This is a genomic window from Peribacillus sp. SIMBA_075 (assembly GCF_046534585.1).
The window spans coordinates 239380-255355 of record NZ_JAWRYN010000001.1 but is presented as its reverse complement, the minus strand read 5'-3'; the positions used below and the strand labels follow the sequence as shown (position 1 = coordinate 255355).

The window sequence follows — 15976 nt, the reverse complement described above, 5'->3', positions numbered from 1 at the left end:
CTTTTCAAATAAAATATGATTAATTCTTTTAATTTTGCATCGAGTTTCTTAATTTATATATCGCTTTCGAGTGAATCTGGGATATCCGAGACGTAGATAGGCTCATCACTTGTCCGATTTCGGTTAATGTCAGTTCTTCTTTATAAAAAAGTTGTAAAACCAACTGTTCTTTTTCATTAAGCGTTTCTATGACTTTGGCTAATTCCACATACAGTTCTTCCCTTAAAACATGTTCCTCAGGTAAATACGCCTTTTCATCTTTAATATGAAAATTCGTGCTTTCTTTGTCGTCTTGTTCTTGGGGATTTTCATCCATCGAAAGTACATTGGCAAAGAAATTCCCATTTAACGCAGCATATACTTCATCTTCCGGTATATTCAATTCCGCAGCAATCTCGTTTGGAGAAAGGTTTCTCATATATCGCTGTTCTAGCTTTTCTATTGCAGATTCAATTTTCTTGGCTTTATCTCTTGCACTCCGTGGAAGCCAATCCTCTTTTCTTAATCCATCTAAAATAGCACCACGAATTCTAAATGAAGCATATGTATCAAATTTCAGGTCACGCTTCGTATCAAAACGTTCCAGGGCATCGAATAATCCCATCATCCCTAAACTCCTTATATCATCCCGGCTCACATTTTTAGGAAGGCTTACTGAAATGCGTTGAACATGATACGATACGAGAGGGGTGTATTTCTTAACTAAAATGTCCCCAGCTTGCGGATCCCTGCAATCAACCCAATTTTTCCAATATATCTGCTCTTCTTCGATGGTCAGACGAGACATTGGACATCCTCCTTACATTATAAAAACGTCTTGTGATCAAAATTGCTCTTGAAGGCCATAAATGCAACAATAATTTGATTGCAAGTGTACCTGTCATATTTTCAGCTGTTCTTTTTAAGTTAAGCCTAATCGTTACTATATGTTTTTTGTCCCTTTATTAGCGGTCCGTATATTCAGTAAACAATCGTTCAAATTGAACTCGATCGTTCTCCCGCTATTACCGCCTATATCTTCTGCAACGACTTGAATGCGCAAGTCAGATAACTCTTTCCGGACAGCATCCACATTTCGGGGTCCTATTCTCATTAAATCTCCTCCTGAAGCAAATTGAAACATTTGCGCACCACCAGCCAACTTCGCTTTTAGGAATCGAATTCTTGCTCCTTCATTTACTAAAAGCTGCACTAATTCCTTTATCGCCGTATCTGCAAATTTGGCAGCGTTGATCTGTCCTGATTTAGCGAGTGAAGAGTCAGGCAGCATAATGTGAGCCAAACCGGCAATCCCCTTTTTTTGGTCATATACCACAACACCAACACATGATCCCAGCCCTGAAGTACGAATCGAATATGGAGGTTTTATAATATTCATATCCGCTATTCCAACCTTCACAACCTTGACCTTTATCAATTCAGTCATTAAGTGACACTCCTAAAGCGGAAAAAATGGTATCAAAAAATCCGGGATCAGGTAAAAGAAAGAAATGACCGTCAATGGATTCAGCAAAATGCTGATCTTTTTCAAGTACAGTATCAATGACAATGGCTGTGTCACTTACTTGAGATAATTCCAATAAACCATAACTGATTATGGCCCCTACCATATCAATGCTCAATGACGGTACGGATGGATAGATATTCAATCGAGTGAAATCGGAAAGTGAAGAAAGATAGGATCCAGATAAAATATTCCCTAATTCCAAAAGGCAGGAGAGTGCCAATTCGGTATAGGGTGTGGAATCTATCAAAAAGGTTCCATCACCAGTCATTTGACGAATCAAGTATTCAGCCACTTGAAGCGAAAGGATAAAAAACATACTCCCGGAAACATCTCCTTCTATTCTAAGGAAAACGCTGGCAACGACGTGATCGGCCCCGCCAGCCATTTCCATCATTTCATCAAAGGAAACGACCCGGGCATTTGGAACATTCATATCAATTTTCCTATTAAGGATGGCAGAAAGAGCCGTTGCTGCGTTGCCTGCACCTATATTGCCAATTTCCTTCAAAATATCGAGCTGAAGAAGATTGACTTTCTCAATGAACGACATGTGATTATCCTTCTTTTAACATATTTTCAGTCACTTCTAGACTTAAAGCCTTTTCCAAATTAATCAGGACGAGCAGACGCTTTTCAATTTTAGCCACTCCGCTTATGTATTCTGAAGCTAAATGTCCCACAACTTCAGGCTGCGGCTCGATACTATCCACCGGAATATCCAAAACATCATTGGCAGAGTCCACTATCAACCCAACTTCCATATCATCCAAAATGACGATGATGATCCTTGTTGATTCATCATAAGCCACCTCTTCGAAACCAAAACGTACCCGTAAATCAATGATTGGAGTGATAACACCCCTTAAATTTATGACTCCCTTAACAAACTGAACAGCCTTTGGAACTCTGGTAATATGCAGAAGCTTTTCGATACCTCTGACCTTTTCCACCGGAATGGCATATTCTTTATCCTTAATTTGAAAAACGATTACTTTCATATCCTGCGACATCCGTTCCCCTCCTTTAAAAAAACTTCATGATGACAGGTATAACCTTAACGAGAACCTGAATGCGGCACGGGCGAGCAAACGTCCCATTACCTTGCCCTCTTCATCTATCATTCAATTAATCAATGTGTTGCAATCTATGATTAAAGCAACTTGTCCATCTCCAAGAATCGTTGCCCCCGATATTGCAAATGCACTTGTTAAATAATTCCCCAGTGATTTCAATACAATTTCCAGCTGCCCGATAAATGAATCAACGACTAACCCAGCTAATTTATCTCCTTTTCTTACAATGACCACAGAGAGAAACTCTTCTTCTTCCTGACTGATAGGCACTTCAAAAATATCTTTCAGGAACAGAAGTGGCAGCACCTTCCCCCTGAAGTCAATAACTTGTTGATCATGGGCATTCATGATATCTTCTTTTTTTATGATCGCTGTTTCTATAATGGATGAAAGCGGTATGGCATATTTTTCGTTTTGGATTGCAACCAGCATGACAGAAATAATAGACAATGTAAGTGGAAGCTGAATAAGGAAAATGGACCCTTCGTTCTCCCTGGAATCAATCGTGACGGATCCACCGAGAGACTCAATAGTATTTTTAACTACATCCAGACCCACACCGCGCCCCGATACATCCGAAATGGTTTCCGCTGTTGAGAAACCAGAAGCGAATATCAATTCATAGATTTGTTTATCCGTTAGAGTGGCAGCAGTTTCCTTAGTTAATATCCCATTGGAAAGCGCCTTGTTCAAGACTCGCTCTTTATTGATGCCTGCACCATCATCATCGATTTCAATGAAGACATGATTGCCGCTGTGATATGCTTTTAATAGGATTTTACCATCTTCATTCTTCCCTTTCGCCAACCGTTCTTCAGGCGTTTCAACTCCATGGTCCATGGCGTTTCTTAATAAATGGACGAGAGGATCACCGATTTCATCAATGACTGTACGATCAAGTTCCGTTTCAGCTCCGATGATTTCCAAATCGACTTTCTTGTTTAAATCCCTTGCTAATTGACGAACCATTTTAGGAAAACGATTGAATACCGTTTCCACGGGAACCATCCGCATATTCAATACGATTGTTTGTAAATCACTTGTTATACGGGACATTCTTTCAACTGTTTCATGCAATTCTTGATTATCCAAATCACTAGAAATTTGATCAAGCCTGCCTCTATCGATTACAAGTTCCTCGAATAAATTCATTAATATATCAAGCCGCTCAATGTTCACCCGAATGGTCTTGCTTGATGCCGGCTTAAAGGATGCCTGTTTTTTCTTCTCATTATTATCAGTTGGGAGCTTTGCATTGGTTGTCTCTTGTTCCTGAACTTCAGCAACTTTATCCTCTTTAGCATTGGCGGTATGTCGCAAGCCTTCAAGATCAATGTCATTTATAACAACGTGACCCACTTCTGAAACCTTCATGATTTTTTTCTTTATCTCTTCACTCGATTCTTTTGATACCATCGTGACTGTAAATTGCTGATCGAACTGCTCTTCTTCCAAAACTTCAACAGGTGGGTGTGACTTGATTATTTCACCTGATTTTTCAAGCACCTCAAATACCATAAATACCCGGGCAGCTTTTAAAAGACAGTCTTCACGCAAAGCTATCGAAATTTCAAAGCTGTTGAAGCCTCGATCTTTGGACTGCTGAAGCACTGTCCATTCAAATTCATCATACTTTCCCGCAGTCATTTCCTCCTTTTCAAGAACGACAGAAGCTGCTGCAATCTCTGCACTGGATGAAGAAACTAGCGACCCTCCTTTTCCAATCAATTCCAGCTGGTGAACAACCCTCTTCACATCTCTCTTTCCATCTCCACCTTCAGCAATGGACATGACCATCGCTTCTAAATCATCAACCGCTAAAAATATCACATCAAACAATTCAGGCGTAAGGATGATTTGACTGTTTCGGATCGCATCCAAAACATTCTCCATTTTATGAGTTAAATTAGCTAAGTCCTCATATCCCATAGTTGCCGACATCCCTTTAAGGGTATGGGCTGAACGAAAGATTTCGTTCACAATCGAGAGGTCTTCCGGGTTCTTTTCGAGTACCAGCAACTGTTCGCTGCACGTTTGAAGATGTTCTTTACTTTCCTCTATAAATACCTCTAGATACTGGTTCATATCCATACAAACTCCACCTCCATATGTTAACAAAAGCTTATTATCGTTTTAGCTATTTTTTCTACATCCTCTATGCAATCTATTAAATTGGTTTTGATTGCCGCTTTCGGCATACCAAAAATGATTGATGTCTCCTGTGATTCGGCTATAGCTTTTAAAGGACCACTTTGCTTCAGCTTAATAAGCCCCGCCGCCCCATCCATGCCCATCCCGGTCATGATAACGGCTATTTTCGCAAGATCCTTCATTTCACTTACCGATTCAAATAGCACATCAACCGACGGCCGATGTCCATTTCGCAATTCGGATTGATCCAAAAGGACTGCCAAGCTCATTCCGACTTTTTTCACTTTTAAGTGAAAACCTCCAGGTGCGATGTAGGCGACACCTTTTTGTATCAGTTCACCCTCTTCTGCTTCCTTCACTTTAATCTTGCATAATGAATTCAGGCGTGTTGCCAAAGATTTTGTAAAACCGGGGGGCATGTGCTGGACAATGAGTATGGACGCATCAATATCTAGTGGGAGTTCTGTCAAGACGGTCTGAAGCGCTTTTGGACCTCCAGTAGATGTACCAATGACTATTATCTTCCTGTTTCTATAGGACCATGTTTTATTATTTTTTTCTTTTTTTGTCGATACTATTGAATCTATTTTACTATATTTTTCCCAAAATGATGGGCTTATCTCCATATTCAACGCATTTTTTTGTAGTTTGTGAACATTTGCCCTGCTGGCAGCCATAACTTTTTCAAGGAGTTCTGTCTTAATTTTATGTATATCCAATGAAATGGCACCTGTTGGTTTAGCCACAAAGTCAAAAGCTCCACTGTCCATGGCAGCAAATGTATTTTCCGTTCCTTCTTTCGTTGTGCTCGATAACATGACTACAGCGGTTGGACATTCATTCATGATCCGGTTTAATGCTTCCAATCCGTCCATAACCGGCATTTCTACATCCAAAGTCACTACATCGGGTTTTAAAGCCTTTATTTTTTCTAAAGCATCTCTTCCATTCCTGGCAGTCCCGATGACTTCAACTCTGCTATCTTCTGTTAAAAACTCTGAAATTAACTTTCTCATAAACGCAGAATCATCCACTATCAGCACTTTTACCATATCCATGAAAGGAGACCTACTTTCCAAGAAAATATCTCTTCATATTTCGGAGGAAATGGCTTCTTTGCAAAGCCAATTCTCCCCCAAATGAATGATTTGCATATCTTGACGCAATGTCCATAATAGCTTTGGAAACATCTGCTTCAGAATCGAAAAGAATGAAGGGCATTTGTTTGGTAACAGATTTTGATACTATTCCATCGTTTGGTAAGTACCCTAGAGCAACTGTTTCCAGACCCAAAAATTTCACTAGTGCATTTTGGAGCCGCTTAATCGCTTCTTTACCGTCCTTACTCGTAAAAACCCTATTGCAAACAAGGAACAACGGAACCTCTTTATTTACTGAATTAATATATTTCATTACGGAGTATGCATCCATGATAGAAGTAGGTTCAGGCGTCGTGATAACGACTAATTCATCCACACATAACATGAATTTCATAGAATCCTGAGTAATACCTGCTCCCATGTCAAATAAAATATAATCGTAGTTCGCCAACAATAAACTGAATTCTTCATTAAAACGGGTATACTTATCTTCATCAAGTGAAAAGAGATTCGTCAGTCCCGTTCCGCCGTTAATGATTGAAATATTCCCCGGTCCTGCTGTGATGATATCCTTTAAACTACAATCATTTTCAAAGAAATCGATAATACTGTAGGGGGAGTGTTCCCCAATCAAAATATCAATATTCCCCATACCAATATCCATGTCGAACAACAGGACCTTTTTCCCCCTATGGGATAAGGCAATGGAAAAATTCAAGGAAAAGTTTGATTTTCCCACTCCTCCTTTACCGCTTAAAACGGCAATCGTCCTGGACATTGATTGATTATGGCGGGCTTCCAATCTTCTCCGTAAGTTCTCAGCTTGATCTTTCATATTTTTTAGCCCCAAAAGCCATTTTCAAAAGCTGTGATGATGTAGCTATTTCCATATCGTCTGGCACATTCTGTCCATCCGTTATATAAGCGGCTCCTACTTTATGAGAGTGTATAAAATTGAATATCGCCCCGAAAGTGGAGGTTTCGTCCGCTTTTGTAAAAATGACCTGTTTAATCGGTATGGTAGCAAACTGTCGATAAATATCTTCCATATCCTTTTGTTTTGAGGTTAATGACAACACTAAATAGGTTTCCATCTCATCTGTAAAATGAATAATTTCATTAAGATCCTTGACGTATTGCGGGTTACGGAAATTCCTCCCGGCCGTATCTATAAAAACATAATCATAATGGGAGAAACGTTCAGTCGCCCTTTTGAAATCCTCCAAATTATAAGCGACTTCGATCGGAACGTTTAAAATCTTCGCATATGTCTTAAGCTGATCTATTGCAGCAATCCTGTAAGTATCCGTCGTAATGAATGCCACCTTCTTATCATGCTTCAACATGGTTTCCGCAGCTACTTTTGCTAAGGTCGTTGTCTTTCCCACACCTGTTGGACCAACAATATTAATATATTTTTTTTGGAGCCCGGGTTTTCCGTTTTCAACCTTTTCCAAAATACCGAACATGGCTTCCTCCAACCAAACTTGAATCTCTTCATCCGTTGATTGTTGTTTGTAAACGAACCATTTCTCAAGTAGTACATCCATGATTTGGGACCGAAGTGATATATCTACTTCTTGCTCCATTAGGTAATCGTGGATTTTCTGCAGTTTCCCCGGATATTCTCTATCAGGTGAATAGATTTGTATACTCTTGATCATATCTTTCAAACCTTCTATTTCTTTTAATAAATCGGCATTTTCCTTATTTCCTTCATTAATATGACTTGCCATTTTCGGCTTCGATGGCAACTTCTTCGATTTCTGTTTCACTATCGTTTCGATAGGCTGGGAAACCGGATCTATGGCTGCAATGACTTCAATACTCCTCTTTTTGAATAATCCTAGGAAACCGCCATTATACACAGCCTTTGAACTTAAGATGACCGCATCACTGCCTAGTTCCCCCCTTATTCGCTTCATCGCCTCGTTCATTGATGGTGCCAAATATTTTTTTACCTTCAATCGATATTCACCACCCCTACACTTTGTACTTCTACATTCGATTCTAGTTCATTGTATGAAAGAATCGGTACATTTGGAAAATAACGTTCAGTTAATTGCCTGGCATACATCCTTACCGCAGGAGAGCATAGTAAGATCGGTTGGTGATCCATTAACGTCAGCTCTTCCAATTTGGCTGCAATTGCCTCCAATATGGATTGCGATAAAGTTGGATCCAATGATAAAAAGTTACCATGATCGGTTTGCTGCACACAATCGGCAATGGTCTTTTCCACTTTCCCCGATAATGTTATGACTTTAATTCTATTTTCATCCGCAATAAAAGAATCCGTTATCTGTCTGGCTAAATTCTGCCTTACATATTCAGTCAGCAAATCTGTGTCAGTCGATAACTTTCCATAATCAGCAAGTGTTTCGAAAATGACCGGTAAGTTCCTTATAGAAACTTTTTCCTTCAATAATTTTGCCAATACCTTTTGAACATCACCTATAGACAAGGGATTCGGAGTGACTTCCTCTACTAGTATAGGTGAGGATTCATGGAGGTGATCGATTAATTGTTTCGTTTCCTGCCTGCCCAATAGTTCCTGTGCATTGGCCTTTATGACTTCCGTCATGTGTGTGGATACTACACTTGGCGGGTCTACTACCGTATAACCCATCATCTCCGCATGTTCTTTCATTTCATCCGTGATCCATTTGGCTGGTAAACCGAAGGATGGTTCTATCGTATCGATTCCTTCTATTGACTCATCCTCGTTCCCTGGACTCATGGCCAGGAAATGATTAAGGAGCAACTCCCCCTTTGCCATGACACTTCCTTTAATTTTCAGCCGATACTCATTAGGATTCAACTGAATGTTATCACGTATTCTGACGACAGGAATCACGAGCCCCAATTCAATTGCAAGCTGCCTGCGAATCATGACGACCCGGTCCAGCAGGTCCCCGCCTTGGTTGGCATCCGCAAGTGGAATCAAACCATATCCAAACTCAAATTCGATCGGGTCGACATTTAAAAGGTTAACGACGCTTTCTGGACTTTTCATTTCATCCGTTTCCAGCACTTCTTCCATTTCTTGTATTTCACTTTCGTCCTGCTGTGGTATCCTTGAAATCGTATAACCTCCAACGACTAATAAAGCAGCAATCGGCATGGTGAATAAGTCGGAAATGGGAGTGAATAATCCTAAAAGGAAAATGGTCGCTGCTGTCAGGTAAAGCATTTTAGGAAATTGAAATAACTGTTCAACAATATCCGCTCCGAGGTTTCCATTTGAGGCAGCCCGGGTTACAACGATTCCCGTAGCTGTGGAAATCAATAAGGCAGGTATCTGACTTACGATACCGTCACCAACCGATAACATAGAAAAATGTACGGCGGACTCTCCAAAACTCATGTCCAATTGCATGATCCCAATGATCATACCAAAAATCAAGTTAATGATGACAATGATGATTCCTGCTATGGCGTCACCTTTAACAAACTTACTCGCTCCATCCATGGATCCATAAAAGTCTGCTTCGTTACTTATTTTTTCCCTTCTGGCACGTGCTTCGTTTTCGGAGATCATCCCAGCATTTAAATCTGCATCAATGGCCATCTGTTTCCCTGGCATCGCATCCAGCGTAAATCTTGCGGCAACCTCCGAGACCCGTTCGGATCCTTTCGTGATGACGATGAAATTGATGATGACCAAAATGATGAATACAACTAATCCAACAAGCACGTTTCCTCCGACTACAAACGAACCAAAGGTTTCTACAACTCCACCAGCATCACCATAGGTCAAAATGGCACGGGTCGTCGAAACGTTCAACCCCAGCCTGAACAATGTAAATAAAAGAAGCAAGGAAGGAAAGATTGAAAATTCGAGAGGTTCTTTCATATTCATCGTAGTCAATAGAACCAGCAGCGCAAGAGAGATATTTAAAAGGAGTAAAATACTTAACAACCAAGTTGGCAATGGAATGACCAACATGGCAACGATCATAATGACGCTCGAAATAACAACTAAATCTCTTGCTCGCATGTTTTTTCTCTCCTAACTAGCGGGTTACCCTGTTACTTCTTTACAGTTTACCTTTGGTTTTATATACAAAGGCTAATATTTCAGCGACCGCCTTAAAGAACTCCTCAGGTATCGCTTGACCTAATTCAGTTTGATCATATAAAGACCTGGCCAAAGGCCGATTTTCTACCATGATCACATCATTTTCTTTAGCAATGAATTTAATTTTCTGAGCGACAAAATCAACGCCTTTTGCCACTACATACGGAGCCTCTTCCTTATCTTCATCATATTTTAGAGCAATTGCAAAATGCGTCGGGTTAGTGATGACGACATCCGCATTGGGAATTTCCTGCATCATTCTTTGAGCGGCCATCTGCCTTTGCTTTTGCTTAATCTTGGATTTGATAAGCGGGTCCCCTTCGGAATTTTTATATTCATCCTTAATATCCTGTTTGGACATACGGATGTTTTTTTCAAAGTCATATTTTTGATACAAATAGTCTAATAGAGCAATGAACAATAAAGCCACGGCAGCATAAAATCCTGCTTTAATCGTAATATCCGCCAATGTTGCCATCGCTGCTTCCACAGAAATCTGTGATAACATCATAATCTCGCCCATGCGCTGCCATAGTACATAAAAGGCAACAAAACCAACAAAAGATATTTTGAGAATGGATTTTAATAATTCAACAATGGCCCGCATTGAAAAAATACGTTTGAACCCTTTAATGGGATCCAGTTTTTCAAGTTTAAACTGAATGGATTCAGTCGAAAACAAAAAACCAATTTGCATGACATTAGCCAATACCCCAGCCACTATCGCGGCAGCAAAAACGGGTCCAAGGACGAGACCCATCTCCTTTAAAACCTCAATCATGATAATTTGTACATTCTCCTCGCTGAATCCAGTCAATGTAAAATGTTGCAGATATACTTTCATTAGACCCAGCAAATGATTATACATGTACGGCCCCATCAGCAATAGCACTGAAAACACTGCAATTAAATTCACAGAGGTATTTACATCCTGACTCTTTGCCACCTGACCCTTTTTCTTCGAATCCTGACGTTTTTTTGGAGTCGCCTTTTCGGTTTTCTCACCAGCGAAAAACTGTAAATCCAGCTGAAACCTCTCCATATCAAGCGCCTCCAATCAACTGCATTAGATGACGCATCGTCAAAAGCAAAAAATTGAAAAGTTGGGTAACAACCGTCATCATCATCCCCATCACCAGTACTATAACCGCTAACCCGGCTATGATTTTCACTGGAATTCCGACCACGAACACATTTAATTGAGGGACTGTCCTAGCAAGGATTCCTAGCGTGACATCCACTAAGAAAATACTTCCCACTACTGGTATGGACATTTGAAAAGCAATCATGAAAGCTTTACTGAATGCTTTCGCCAAATATTCCATTAGTGTATGATCTCCGAATGGCACAAATAATTGGTCAATCGGGATGAACTGATAGCTATAAAAGATTCCATCCAAAAGCAAATGATGGCCGTTAGTACTCAATAGGAATAATAAGGCGATTGTATAAAGGTATTGTCCCATCAACGGGCTTTGAGCCCCAGTTTGGGGATCGATGACATTGGCAATTGAAAAGCCCATTTGAAAATCAATCAATCCACCAGCGATTTGAACGGCCGATAAAATCATATAGGCTGCAAACCCAATGAAAAGCCCAACAAGCGCTTCCTTTATGATGAATAAATAAAATGTGACATCCAAGTCCAGAACCGGGGCTTCAATGGTATAGTACATGATCCAGGCAAGGAAGATTCCTAGCCCCACTCGATGTTGTACTGGTATAGAACGGTAAGAAAAAATCGGCATGGCCACGAAAAACGTAGTGACCCTTACTACAATTAATAAAAAGGCGGGAAAGTGCGGAAATATTTCCTCCATGCCCTACCCTACAAATCGATTCAGATTACCGAATATTTCATTTGCGTATGATAATAGATGGCTCAGCATCCACGGAGCCAATAATATGAGTCCCAATAAGACTGCCACGATTTTTGGAACGAATGCCAAGGTTTGTTCCTGAATCTGTGTAGTCGCCTGAAAGATGCTTACTAAAAGCCCTACAATAAGAGCAATTACCATCAATGGACCAGCGATAATCAAAACTGTATAAATTCCTTTTTCTGCTACATCAATAACAAACTCTGCACTCACTTTTTCTCACCTGCTTAAAAACTCTGTAATAATGACTTCACTACTAAATACCATCCGTCAACAAGAATGAAAAGGAGGATTTTAAATGGAAGGGAAATCATGACTGGCGGCAGCATCATCATCCCCATCGACATCAGGACACTTGCAACGACCATATCAATAACCAAAAATGGAATGAAAATCATAAAACCTATTTGAAAAGCCGTTTTGATTTCACTGATTGCAAAAGCTGGTACAAAGGCAGTCAAGGGAATGTCCTGTATCGTTTCCGGTTTATCCATCTTGGCATACTCCAAGAATAACGCCAGATCCTTTTGCCTTGTATGGGCACTCATGAATTCCTTAAAAGGCATCGAGGCCTGTACATATGCCTCTTCTAAATCTATTTCCTCATTAAATAACGGAGTTAATGCCTTTTCATTCACTTCCTGAAAAGTCGGTGCCATTATGAAGAATGTCATGAAAAGAGCCAGGCCGACCAGCACCTGATTCGGCGGCATCTGCTGTGTGGCTAGCGATGTTCTCACAAAGCTCAGGACAATGATGATTCTTGTAAAACAGGTCATCAAAATCAATATGCTAGGTGCCAGTGATAAAACGGTCATTAGTAGAACAAGTTTGACGGAAGTAGAGACATTGGCGGGGTCACTGTTATTAAAAAACTCCATGAACTCATTCATTCATTGCCTCTTCCTTTCCTATCAAGCTCGTTCAACAGCTTCTTCCTGCTATCAGACATTTGATCGAGTTGATTTTTGAACTCTGCAGGGAAACTGGCGGTTTCGGATTCTCTTTTATTCAACCACTTATTTTTCAACTTCATTGCAAATTCCCCAGGCTGGATCATTTGATCGATCTTATCGTTGTGATCTCTCAAAAGCTGTTCATATTCCTCAGGATTATCTATTTCTTTCAAGAGTTGAATATTTTCGCCAACCCCAATCACCAATATTCGCCCGCCGACTTTAACAAGCTGGACAGAACGATTTGCACCAAGGCTCGTGCCGCCTAAATTCTCAACTGAATTTGCTTTTTGATACGATTTACTTTTTTTATTGATGAACTTTAATAGGATATATAGAAGAGACACTACAAAAATAGTAGCAAATATCATCCTAAGAAACTCCCAAACGGTTATCCCAACTTTATCCGGATTCGAAGCCTGTTTGGTAGATTGCAAGTCTTTTGATTCACCCTTATCCACTTTTAAATCATCAGGCTTTTTATAAACATCCTTCACTGTTTTTTCAAGATCTTCCGCATAGGCCTGTATGGCCCCAGAGAAGAATACTGCAATCATCAGTGAGACCTGAAGCCATTTTTTAATAAAAAACAATATGAAGACACCCTCTTAACTTAATGCTTTATTTATGGCTTCCAATACCCGGTCTGCCTGGAATGGCTTCACGATAAAGTCTTTTGCGCCCGCCTGGATTGCATCAATGACCATGGCTTGTTGCCCCATCGCTGAACACATAATGACCTTAGCTTGAGGATTTACCTTTTTAATTTCCTTTAATGCAGTAATTCCATCCATTTCAGGCATGGTAATATCCATCGTTACAAGATCAGGAAGCGTTTCTTTATATTTGTCCACTGCTTGGGCTCCATCTGCTGCTTCCCCTACAATATCAAAGCCATTTTTAGAAAGGATATCCTTTATCATCATTCTCATAAATGCTGCATCGTCCACAATTAAAATTCTATTAGCCATTATTTTCGTCCCCCAAATTATCTGATTTTATTTAATCGGTCACTTTGACTCATGATATCCGTAACACGTACGCCAAAGTTTTCATCAATCACCACAACCTCACCTTTTGCTATCAAGCGACTGTTTACCAGGATATCCACTGGCTCGCCGGCTAATTTATCCAATTCGATGATAGATCCGGAGGACAGCTCCAGTATATCCTTGACAGAGCGCTTCGTTCTCCCAAGCTCCACAGTTACCTGTAGAGGGATATCCATCAGCATGCTGAGATTTTTCGTTTCAGCCTCTTGAAGCTGAAACTGCTGAAAACTAGAGAAACTAGCAGGCTGAACATTTACCGGCTGCCCTGTTGGTACGGATGAAACTCCAAAATGTTGCGGCATATTCGGTATTTGGTTCGTAGGATGGGTTTGGTAACCGCCTTGCCCAAAAGATTCATTTGCCGATTGATTAGACCCGGCGTCTTGGAATGGGACCGGCTCCCGGGGTGGAATGTTCGTTACTGGATCACTTAGTACCTTTTCCATTTTCATATCGGTCGGTTCACTATCGCCCGTTCCATTCAATAATTCAGAGACTAACCCTTTAGCAAACTCTAAAGGCAACAATTGCATAATACTGGAGTCAATTAAATTACCGACACGGAGACGGAACGAGATTTTTGCAAATAAATCTTCGTCCGGTATCGCATTTTCCCCTTCACCATTTAAAAAGTTAAGTAAATCTATGCTAGGAGGGGAAATATCCACTTTTTTACTGAAAATGGTCGACATCGATGTAGCAGCAGAACCCATCATTTGGTTCATGGCTTCCTGGACTGCACTCAATTGAATTTCTCCCAGCATGTCAGAAGGATTCTCCCCATCACCGCCAAGCATCAAATCTGCAATGATTGCAGCATCGCTCTGCTTGATGACCAGCATATTAATACCTGAGAAACCCTCGGTATATTGCACTTGAATCGCTACATACGGATGCGGAAACTCTTCCGCAATCTGTCCCCTTTCAATTAAGGTAACCGTCGGGGTGGTGATCTCCACTTTCTGATTCAACAAAGTGGATAAGGCAGTGGCCGAACTTCCGAAAGAGATATTACCAATTTCCCCGAGGGCGTCGAGTTCCATAATTGATAAATAATCGTCAATCATATGAGACTTCATCTCATCTTCTATATCACTTGTACCTTTTAAAAGGGCATCTATTTCGTCCTGTGAAAGCATTTGATCACTTACCATCTTCGTCTCCCCCTTTCAAAATATCAAGAATCTGGATGGCGTGTTTTTTTCCTACTTTTCCTGGCTGCCCATTGAATTTTGGGACCCCTCCAATTTTAATTGTCAAAGGTTCATCGATTGCCATATTTAAATCGATGACATCACCAACATCTAGCAGTAAAAAATCCTGGATGGTGATATCCGTAGAACCAAGTTCGGAAATAATGGGAAGGTCTGCATTTCGAATACGCTTTTCCAAAATCATGATTTCCTCTGGAATTTTTTCCTTTTGGGAATTTTCCAACCAATAATGAGCAGATAACTTTGGTATGATTGGTTCTAATACGACGTGAGGAATACAAATATTAATCATTCCACTCGTTTCGCCGATTTGTGTATTCAAGGAAATGACAACAACCGTATCGTTGGGGGAAACCAATTGAAGAAATTGTGGATTCACCTCAAACTCTGTCATCACCGGTTCGATTTCAACAATCGTTCCCCAGGCCTCCTGTAAATTTTCAAAAGCCTTCTCGAATAAATTCGACATGATTTTCGTTTCAATTTCCGTTAAAGTATCTACCTTATTCACGCTTTTGCCCCGCCCGCCCAAAACTCGATCCATCATGGAATAAGCTATATTCGGGTTGACCTCAAGAATGATACGGCCATCCAACGGCGGCACCTCAAACACATTCAGGATGGTAATTTTCGGGATCGATCTAATAAACTCTTCGTATGGTATTTGATCTGCCGAAGCAACGGATATTTGAACATATGTCCTAAGCTGAGCCGAAAAGTATGTGGTCAGCAACCTTGCAAAGTTCTCATGTATCCTGGTCAAACTTCGGATTTGATCCTTTGAAAACCGAAGTGCCCTTTTAAAGTCGTACACTTTCACTCTTTTTTCTATTTCTTCTTTCTTTAAATCATCTGCATCCATTTCACCTGTGGAAATGGCCGATAATAAAGCATCGATTTCATTTTGCGATAATATTTCCCCGGACATTAACACTCACCTCCAAAGCTTCCCCTTCTTATTT

At 40.4% G+C, this 15976-nt stretch carries 17 protein-coding genes; all 17 read right to left on the bottom strand.

What is annotated here, in order from left to right:
* Positions 1 to 28: 28 nt before the first annotated feature.
* Positions 29 to 787 (bottom strand): FliA/WhiG family RNA polymerase sigma factor, encoded by a 759-nt coding sequence (locus SB775_RS01300; RefSeq protein ID WP_410860311.1) that lies wholly within the window; start codon positions 785 to 787, stop codon positions 29 to 31.
* A 135-nt stretch (positions 788 to 922) separates the two neighbouring features.
* Positions 923 to 1426, bottom strand: a complete 504-nt coding sequence (locus tag SB775_RS01295; protein WP_089362487.1) for a chemotaxis protein CheD — start codon at positions 1424 to 1426, stop codon at positions 923 to 925.
* A complete protein-coding gene (locus SB775_RS01290; protein WP_410860310.1) occupies positions 1419 to 2057 on the bottom strand; it encodes a chemotaxis protein CheC in 639 nt (212 codons plus the stop codon). The genes SB775_RS01295 and SB775_RS01290 overlap by 8 nt, the downstream gene beginning before the upstream one ends.
* 4 nt (positions 2058 to 2061) lie before the next feature.
* On the bottom strand, positions 2062 to 2517 hold the full coding sequence (locus SB775_RS01285; RefSeq protein ID WP_317776799.1) for a chemotaxis protein CheW: 456 nt from the start codon (positions 2515 to 2517) through the stop codon (positions 2062 to 2064).
* 111 nt (positions 2518 to 2628) lie between these two features.
* Positions 2629 to 4671, bottom strand: a complete 2043-nt coding sequence (locus tag SB775_RS01280) for a chemotaxis protein CheW (protein WP_410860309.1) — start codon at positions 4669 to 4671, stop codon at positions 2629 to 2631.
* 20 nt (positions 4672 to 4691) lie between these two features.
* The gene (locus tag SB775_RS01275) at positions 4692 to 5789 is read right to left on the bottom strand and encodes a protein-glutamate methylesterase/protein-glutamine glutaminase (protein WP_410860308.1); all 1098 of its coding nucleotides are present in this window, start codon (positions 5787 to 5789) and stop codon (positions 4692 to 4694) included.
* Between the two features lie 10 nt (positions 5790 to 5799).
* Complete coding sequence (locus SB775_RS01270) at positions 5800 to 6666, bottom strand: MinD/ParA family protein (protein ID WP_410860307.1); 867 nt, start codon at positions 6664 to 6666, stop codon at positions 5800 to 5802.
* Positions 6650 to 7798, bottom strand: a complete 1149-nt coding sequence (gene flhF / locus SB775_RS01265) for a flagellar biosynthesis GTPase FlhF (protein ID WP_410860306.1) — start codon at positions 7796 to 7798, stop codon at positions 6650 to 6652. The genes SB775_RS01270 and flhF overlap by 17 nt, the downstream gene beginning before the upstream one ends.
* Complete coding sequence (gene flhA, locus SB775_RS01260) at positions 7795 to 9831, bottom strand: flagellar biosynthesis protein FlhA (RefSeq protein ID WP_410860304.1); 2037 nt, start codon at positions 9829 to 9831, stop codon at positions 7795 to 7797. Before flhA ends, flhF begins: the two co-directional genes overlap by 4 nt.
* A gap of 40 nt (positions 9832 to 9871) precedes the next feature.
* Positions 9872 to 10954 carry a flagellar biosynthesis protein FlhB gene (gene flhB, locus SB775_RS01255; RefSeq protein WP_410860303.1) on the bottom strand — a complete coding sequence of 361 codons (1083 nt, stop codon included), beginning with the start codon at positions 10952 to 10954 and terminating at the stop codon, positions 9872 to 9874.
* 1 nt (position 10955) lies between these two features.
* A complete protein-coding gene (fliR, locus tag SB775_RS01250; RefSeq protein ID WP_410860302.1) occupies positions 10956 to 11732 on the bottom strand; it encodes a flagellar biosynthetic protein FliR in 777 nt (258 codons plus the stop codon).
* A 3-nt stretch (positions 11733 to 11735) separates the two neighbouring features.
* Complete coding sequence (fliQ, locus tag SB775_RS01245; RefSeq protein ID WP_089362478.1) at positions 11736 to 12005, bottom strand: flagellar biosynthesis protein FliQ; 270 nt, start codon at positions 12003 to 12005, stop codon at positions 11736 to 11738.
* A gap of 14 nt (positions 12006 to 12019) precedes the next feature.
* The gene (fliP, locus tag SB775_RS01240; protein WP_410860300.1) at positions 12020 to 12685 is read right to left on the bottom strand and encodes a flagellar type III secretion system pore protein FliP; all 666 of its coding nucleotides are present in this window, start codon (positions 12683 to 12685) and stop codon (positions 12020 to 12022) included.
* Positions 12682 to 13341, bottom strand: a complete 660-nt coding sequence (locus tag SB775_RS01235) for a flagellar biosynthetic protein FliO (RefSeq protein WP_317776786.1) — start codon at positions 13339 to 13341, stop codon at positions 12682 to 12684. Before SB775_RS01235 ends, fliP begins: the two co-directional genes overlap by 4 nt.
* Positions 13342 to 13356: 15 nt before the next feature.
* Positions 13357 to 13719, bottom strand: coding sequence for a response regulator (locus tag SB775_RS01230; protein ID WP_089362475.1), 363 nt, complete (start codon positions 13717 to 13719; stop codon positions 13357 to 13359).
* A gap of 17 nt (positions 13720 to 13736) precedes the next feature.
* On the bottom strand, positions 13737 to 14954 hold the full coding sequence (fliY, locus tag SB775_RS01225; protein WP_410860299.1) for a flagellar motor switch phosphatase FliY: 1218 nt from the start codon (positions 14952 to 14954) through the stop codon (positions 13737 to 13739).
* Positions 14944 to 15942 carry a flagellar motor switch protein FliM gene (gene fliM / locus SB775_RS01220; RefSeq protein ID WP_410860298.1) on the bottom strand — a complete coding sequence of 333 codons (999 nt, stop codon included), beginning with the start codon at positions 15940 to 15942 and terminating at the stop codon, positions 14944 to 14946. Before fliM ends, fliY begins: the two co-directional genes overlap by 11 nt.
* Positions 15943 to 15976 lie beyond the last annotated feature (34 nt).

Bases quoted from the DNA above. Each gene is read 5' to 3' on its own strand.
- SB775_RS01300 (WP_410860311.1), bottom strand. From the start codon at position 787: ATGTCTCGTCTGACCATCGAAGAAGAGCAGATATATTGGAAAAATTGG.
- SB775_RS01295 (WP_089362487.1), bottom strand. From the start codon at position 1,426: ATGACTGAATTGATAAAGGTCAAGGTTGTGAAGGTTGGAATAGCGGAT.
- SB775_RS01290 (WP_410860310.1), bottom strand. From the start codon at position 2,057: ATGTCGTTCATTGAGAAAGTCAATCTTCTTCAGCTCGATATTTTGAAG.
- SB775_RS01285 (WP_317776799.1), bottom strand. From the start codon at position 2,517: ATGTCGCAGGATATGAAAGTAATCGTTTTTCAAATTAAGGATAAAGAA.
- SB775_RS01280 (WP_410860309.1), bottom strand. From the start codon at position 4,671: ATGGATATGAACCAGTATCTAGAGGTATTTATAGAGGAAAGTAAAGAA.
- SB775_RS01275 (WP_410860308.1), bottom strand. From the start codon at position 5,789: ATGGATATGGTAAAAGTGCTGATAGTGGATGATTCTGCGTTTATGAGA.
- SB775_RS01270 (WP_410860307.1), bottom strand. From the start codon at position 6,666: ATGAAAGATCAAGCTGAGAACTTACGGAGAAGATTGGAAGCCCGCCAT.
- flhA (WP_410860304.1), bottom strand. From the start codon at position 9,831: ATGCGAGCAAGAGATTTAGTTGTTATTTCGAGCGTCATTATGATCGTT.
- flhB (WP_410860303.1), bottom strand. From the start codon at position 10,954: ATGGAGAGGTTTCAGCTGGATTTACAGTTTTTCGCTGGTGAGAAAACC.
- fliR (WP_410860302.1), bottom strand. From the start codon at position 11,732: ATGGAGGAAATATTTCCGCACTTTCCCGCCTTTTTATTAATTGTAGTA.
- fliP (WP_410860300.1), bottom strand. From the start codon at position 12,685: ATGAATGAGTTCATGGAGTTTTTTAATAACAGTGACCCCGCCAATGTC.
- SB775_RS01230 (WP_089362475.1), bottom strand. From the start codon at position 13,719: ATGGCTAATAGAATTTTAATTGTGGACGATGCAGCATTTATGAGAATG.
- fliY (WP_410860299.1), bottom strand. From the start codon at position 14,954: ATGGTAAGTGATCAAATGCTTTCACAGGACGAAATAGATGCCCTTTTA.
- fliM (WP_410860298.1), bottom strand. From the start codon at position 15,942: ATGTCCGGGGAAATATTATCGCAAAATGAAATCGATGCTTTATTATCG.